At 72.0% G+C, this 5,307-nt stretch carries 7 protein-coding genes and 1 tRNA gene; 3 read left to right on the forward strand and 5 right to left on the reverse strand.

The features are described 5' to 3' along the window. A partial coding sequence (locus ABZ646_RS39240) for a tetratricopeptide repeat protein (protein ID WP_360530311.1) occupies nt 1–1,221 on the forward strand: 1,221 nt, incomplete at its 5' end. Between the two features lie 84 nt (nt 1,222–1,305). After that, nucleotides 1,306–1,379, forward strand: a tRNA-Met gene (locus ABZ646_RS39245). 133 nt (nt 1,380–1,512) lie between these two features. Here the strand turns inward: ABZ646_RS39245 and ABZ646_RS39250 are convergent. From ABZ646_RS39250 to hisN, 3 genes are all read right to left on the reverse strand, one after another. Continuing rightward, on the reverse strand, nt 1,513–1,932 hold the full coding sequence (locus ABZ646_RS39250) for a Fur family transcriptional regulator (protein ID WP_360530314.1): 420 nt from the start codon (nt 1,930–1,932) through the stop codon (nt 1,513–1,515). Between the two features lie 110 nt (nt 1,933–2,042). Further along, nucleotides 2,043–2,435, reverse strand: a complete 393-nt coding sequence (locus ABZ646_RS39255) for a CBS domain-containing protein (RefSeq protein ID WP_360530317.1) — start codon at nt 2,433–2,435, stop codon at nt 2,043–2,045. A gap of 200 nt (nt 2,436–2,635) precedes the next feature. Beyond that, the gene (hisN, locus tag ABZ646_RS39260; protein WP_360530320.1) at nt 2,636–3,436 is read right to left on the reverse strand and encodes a histidinol-phosphatase; all 801 of its coding nucleotides are present in this window, start codon (nt 3,434–3,436) and stop codon (nt 2,636–2,638) included. A gap of 238 nt (nt 3,437–3,674) precedes the next feature. On the opposite strand from hisN, the gene ABZ646_RS39265 reads away from it, so the two are divergent. Then, entirely contained in the window at nt 3,675–4,274 is a 600-nt protein-coding gene (locus ABZ646_RS39265) for a helix-turn-helix domain-containing protein (RefSeq protein WP_360530324.1), read from the forward strand. A gap of 71 nt (nt 4,275–4,345) precedes the next feature. On the opposite strand, the gene ABZ646_RS39270 is transcribed toward ABZ646_RS39265, so the two are convergent. Both ABZ646_RS39270 and ABZ646_RS39275 read right to left on the reverse strand, forming a co-directional pair. Continuing rightward, nucleotides 4,346–4,669 (reverse strand): multidrug efflux SMR transporter, encoded by a 324-nt coding sequence (locus ABZ646_RS39270; RefSeq protein WP_046731140.1) that lies wholly within the window; start codon nt 4,667–4,669, stop codon nt 4,346–4,348. A gap of 76 nt (nt 4,670–4,745) precedes the next feature. Next, a partial coding sequence (locus ABZ646_RS39275) for a ribosome small subunit-dependent GTPase A (protein ID WP_360530328.1) occupies nt 4,746–5,307 on the reverse strand: 562 nt, incomplete at its 5' end.

Genomic DNA, 5,307 nt, shown 5'->3' on the forward strand with positions numbered 1-5,307 from the left:
GGCACCGCGGAGGCCGAGCAGGCCGAGCAGTGGTACCGCCAGGCCGCCGCGCGCGGCCACCGGCGGGCCGCCCTGCACCTCGGCGCGATCCTGGAGAAGCGCGGCGAGCTCAAGGAGGCCGGACGCTGGTACCTGACCTCCGCCAAGGACGGCGAGGCCCGGGCCGCCTGTGCGCTCGGCTTCCTGCTGCGCGACGCGGGGGACACCGAGAACGCGGCCATCTGGTGGCTGCGGGCCGCCCAGGACGGCGACGGCAACGCGGCGAACGCCCTCGGCGCCCTGCACGCCGAGCGCGGCGAGACCCAGACCGCCGAGCGCTGGTACCGGGCGGCGCTGGACGCCGGTGACGACAACGGGGCGTACAACCTCGGGCTGCTCTGCGCCGAGCAGGGGCGGACCGCGCAGGCCGAGCAGTGGTACCGGCGGGCTGCGTACGCCGGGCACCGCGAGGCCGCGAACGCGCTCGCCATCCTGCTGCTCCAGGGCGGCGACACGTCCGGCGCCGAGCCGTGGTTCTCCAAGGCCGCGGAGGCGGGCAGCGTGGACGCCGCCTTCAACCTCGGCATCCTGTACGCCGGGCGGGGCGAGGACCGGATCGCGCTGCGCTGCTACGAGCAGGCCGCCGCCGCCGGGCACACCGAGGCCGCCCTTCAGGTGGGCATCGCCCGGCTCCGTGAGGGCGACGAGGCCGCCGCCGAACGGCACCTGCGGTGTGCGGCGGGCGGCGGCAGCGCCGAGGCCGCCTACCGGCTGGCCGCGGTGCTCGACGCCCGCCGGCCGGCGGTGTCCGAGCACGAGCTCGGGGAGTCGTCGCTGAACGTGAAGACGGAGTGCGAGGAGTGGTACGAGCGGGCCGCCTCGCAGGGGCACCGGCGGGCCCAGGTGCGGGTCGGGATGCTGGCCGCGGCGCGCGGGGACGTGGTGGAGGCGGCGCGCTGGTACCGGACGGCGGCCGAGGCCGGTTCGCGGAACGGGGCGTTCAACCTGGGCCTGCTGCTGGCCCGCGAGGGCAGCGAGCCGGAGGCCGCGGTGTGGTGGGAGCGGGCCGCGGACGCCGGTCACGGACGGGCGGCGCTGCGGCTGGCCCTGGTCTACGCGCGTCGGGGCGAGCTGGCGGAAGGGCAGCGCTGGGCCGACCGCGCGGTGGCGCTGGGTCCGGCCGAAGTGAGCGAGCGGGCGGGGCGGCTGCGGGACGCCCTGCGGGAGGAGCTGTCCGCGTGAGCTTGCCCTTTTCGCAGGTCAGCCGGGCTTGCGGGAATGGATTTGCTTCTTCCCGTCTCCCTCACGTAGTGTTCCATTCATCGACGCGGGGTGGAGCAGCTCGGTAGCTCGCTGGGCTCATAACCCAGAGGTCGCAGGTTCAAATCCTGTCCCCGCTACTGAAGGCCGAGGGCCGGAATCCAGAAACGGATTCCGGCCCTCGGTTTTTCTCCGGATCCGGATGTTCATTGCCGGTTCGACGCGAAGGCCCCGGCGCTCGTGGTGAGCGCCGGGGCCTTCGGGGAACGTCGGTCAGACGGCCGCCGCGCAGTCCGGGCAGAGTCCGCGGTAGGTCACCTCGACGTCGGAGACCGTGAAACCGAACCGCTCCGAGCTCGGGAGGTCGGCCATCGGGTTGCCGGTCGGGTGGACGTCGCGGATCGAGCCGCACCGGGAGCAGACCAGGTGGTGGTGCGGCCGGTGCGCGTTCGGGTCGTACCGCTTGGCGCGCTTGTCCGTCGAGACCTCGATGACCTCGCCGAGCGAGACCAGCTCACCCAGCGTGTTGTAGACGGTCGCACGGGAGATCTCGGGCAGCTTGGCGACGGCCCTGGAATGGACCTCGTCAGCCGTCAGATGTACGTGGTCGCCGTCGAGAACCTCGGCCACGACGCGTCGCTGCGCGGTCATCCGCCATCCGCGTCCACGCAGCCGTTCCAGAAGGTCACTCATGGAAACCAGCCTAACAGCAGGCCGACCACTTTCCGAATAGGTGTGACTTTGGATCAGGAATAGAATTGGATCGAGTCCAATTTGCTCGTTCCGGGCGACGGCCGACCGGCCTAGACGGGCTGCGGCGCGCGGGTGCCGGCCCAGCAGCGGATGATGTCGCGGACCGAGACGATCCCGGCCGGCTCGGCGCCGTCGAGGACGATCAGGTGGCGGAAGCCGCCGTCGGCCATCGCCCGGGCCGCCTCCTCCAGGGTCCAGGTGGGGGTGGCGAACACGACGTCGTTGGTGGTGTGGGCGTGGATGTGCTCCCGGTCCGGGTCCTGGCCCAGGCCGACGGAGTTGAGGATGTCGCGCTCGGTGAGGATCCCGATCCCGCCGGCGTCCGGGTCGTGGACGATCGCCGCGCCCACGCGGCGCGCGGACATCAGGGCGGCCGCCTGGCGGAGGGTGTGGGCCGGGCCGACGGTGAGGACCACCGTGCTCATGGCGTCACGGACGAGCATGAAGGGTGCCACCTCCTAGGGAACCGCCGACAGTTCAGCGATTCACAAGTTCACAAGTGGGGGTCCTCTCAGGGTGGCAGGTAAAGCCGGAGTCAACAAGGGGGTGCGCGCAGTCAAGTGAGGGCGCATGCGCTCATATGTGAGGGAGGGGGTTGCTCCCTTCTGCCTCAGGTTCTTCCGTCACGCCCCACAGGACCGTTTCAGTACCGCTCGGAGAGGTACGACAGCAGCTCGTCGTGGAGCAGTCCGTTGGAGGCCGCGGCGTTGCCGCTGTGCGGGCCGGGGCGGCCGTCCAGGCCGGTGAAGGTGCCGCCGGCCTCCGTCACGACGATCGCGTTGGCGGCCATGTCCCACAGGGACAGCTCCGGCTCCGCACAGATGTCCACGGACCCCTCGGCGACCATCATGTACGGCCAGAAGTCGCCGTACGCGCGCGTGCGCCACACCTCGTGGGTCAGGTCCAGGAAGCCGTTCAGCCGGCCCCGCTCCTCCCAGCCGCTCAGCGAGGAGTACGCGAAGGAGGCGTCGGACAGTTTCGAGACCCGGGAGACGTGCAGCCGGGACGCCGAGGACAGGCTCCGTCCGGTGAAGGCGCCGTGGCCCTTCGCGGCCCACCAGCGGCGGCCGAGCGCGGGCGCGGAGACCATGCCGACGACCGGCTGGTAACCGCCCTCGGCCGCCTCCGTCAGGGAGATCAGGGTCGCCCAGACGGGCACCCCGCGGACGTAGTTCTTGGTGCCGTCGATCGGGTCGACGACCCAGCGGCGGGGGCCGGTGCCCTCGACGCCGTACTCCTCGCCGAGGATCGCGTCGCGTGGGCGGGCGCGCTGCAACTGGCCGCGGATCAGCTCCTCGGCGGCCTTGTCGGCCTCGCTCACCGGGGTCATGTCCGGCTTGGTCTCGACCTTGAGGTCGAGGGCCTTGAAGCGTTCCATGGTGGCGGCGTCGGCCGCGTCCGCGAGTACGTGGGCGAGGCGCAGGTCATCGAGGTAGTCCGGCATGTGACGAACGCTATCTGCCGGGACGCGCACGGGGCTACCAGGGGATGCCCGAGGATCTCGGGGGCTGCCGTGGGACGCCGCAGAACGGTCGGCTGAGCAGCGCGCGGTGATCGGACGGGGGACCCCGGGACGCCCGCGCGTGTTGGCCGAAGGGCGCCCCCTGGGGCCTTCGCGAACCCTTGACAGTGGATTCGTCCGCGTCAAACCTGGGCGCAGAGTCGCTCGCCCCACGGAGGCGATGATGCCTGCAGCCCGGGAATCCCTACTGGACGCCGCGTACGCCGCGCTGACGCGCCGGCCGTGGGCCGCCGTTCGGATGGTCGACGTGGCCGCGGCGGCCGGGGTGTCCCGGCAGACGCTGTACAACGAGTTCGGCAGCAAGGAAGGCCTGGCCAGAGCGCTCGTGCGCAGGGAGGCCGACGGGTATCTCGCGGGGGTCGAGCGGGCGCTGGGCAGCCACACCGGGATGCCGGAGCGCCTGACGGCGACCGCCGAGTGGATGGCGGTGGCGGCCCGGGAGAGCGTGCTGGTACGGGCGATGCTCACGGGGTCCTGGAGCGAGCGGTTGCCGGTGCCGACGCTCTCCGCCGTGCCGTCGTCGTCCGCGGTTCCGGCGCAGCGGCGGGCGGACGGGCCGCTCCCGTCACCCGGGGACTTCGTGCAGATCGTGCGGGACCGGGCGGTGGCCGTGCTCGCCGCATCCGGACGGGACGGGGGTGAGCTCGCGCGGTCGTGCGAGCTGGTCGTCCGGCTCGCGTTGTCGTGTGTGGCCGCGCCGCCGGGGGAGGGGGGCGTCGCCGAGCTGGTGCGGGGGGTGCTTCATCGGCAGCCGGTGTGAAAAGGGGTCGTGGGGATGTGCGGGTGTGTGGGGGCTGGTCGCGCAGTTCCTCGCGCCCCTGACGGGGCGCTTCAGTGGGCCGAGCCGGAGAGTTGGAGGCCGATCACTCCCGTGATCACCAGGCTGATCGAGACGATCTTCAGGACCGAGACCAGGTCGCCCAGGAAGACCATGCCGTAGATGGCCGTGCCCGCCGCGCCGATGCCCGTCCAGACCGCGTACGCCGGGCCCACGTCCAGCTTCTTCAGCGAGAGGGTCAGCAGGCCGAAGCTGCCGAGGGCGAAGGACGCGAAGGCGATCGTCGGCCACAGCCGGGTGAAACCGTGGGAGAGCTTGAGGCACACGGCGAAGCCGGTCTCCAGGATTCCGGCGACGATCACCAGCAGCCACGCCATGTGCTGTCCTCCCGTACGTCCGGCTCGGTGCGATTATGCACTTACCGAACTCGGGTCAGGACAAACACCCCGGTGGTCAGTCGCCCTCCGTGCGCTCCCGCGCGGCCAGCAGCCGGCGCAGCGAGTAGAGGCGGGCGGGGTCCGCGTGGCCCTCGGTCACCCACTCGTCCAGCGCGCAGTCCGGCTCGTCGTGACTGCACGCGCGCGGGCAGTTCACCGTGCCGGGCTCCAGATCGGGGAACGCGTGGATCACCCGGGACGGGTCGACGTGCGCCAGCCCGAAGGACCGGACGCCGGGGGTGTCGATGACCCAGCCCCCGTCGTCGGCCAGGGGCAGCGCCAGCGCGGACGTCGTGGTGTGACGTCCGCGGCCCGTCACCGCGTTCACATGTCCCGTCGTACGCCGGCGGTCCACCGGAACCAGCGCGTTGACCAGGGTCGTCTTGCCGACGCCCGAATGACCGACGAACGCCGTGATCTTGCCGCCGAGGTGTTCCTGGACGCGCTGCGCCGCGTCCCCCGTCTCCAGCTCCCCGCGGCTCGTGACCACGTACGGGATCTCCAGGTCGCCGTAGAGCTCCAGGAGGTCCGGCGGGCGGAGATCTTCGGACTGCTCGGGCCGAACGGGGCCGGGAAGT

This window comes from Streptomyces sp. NPDC007162, from assembly GCF_040634175.1.
Classification (GTDB): domain Bacteria; phylum Actinomycetota; class Actinomycetes; order Streptomycetales; family Streptomycetaceae; genus Streptomyces.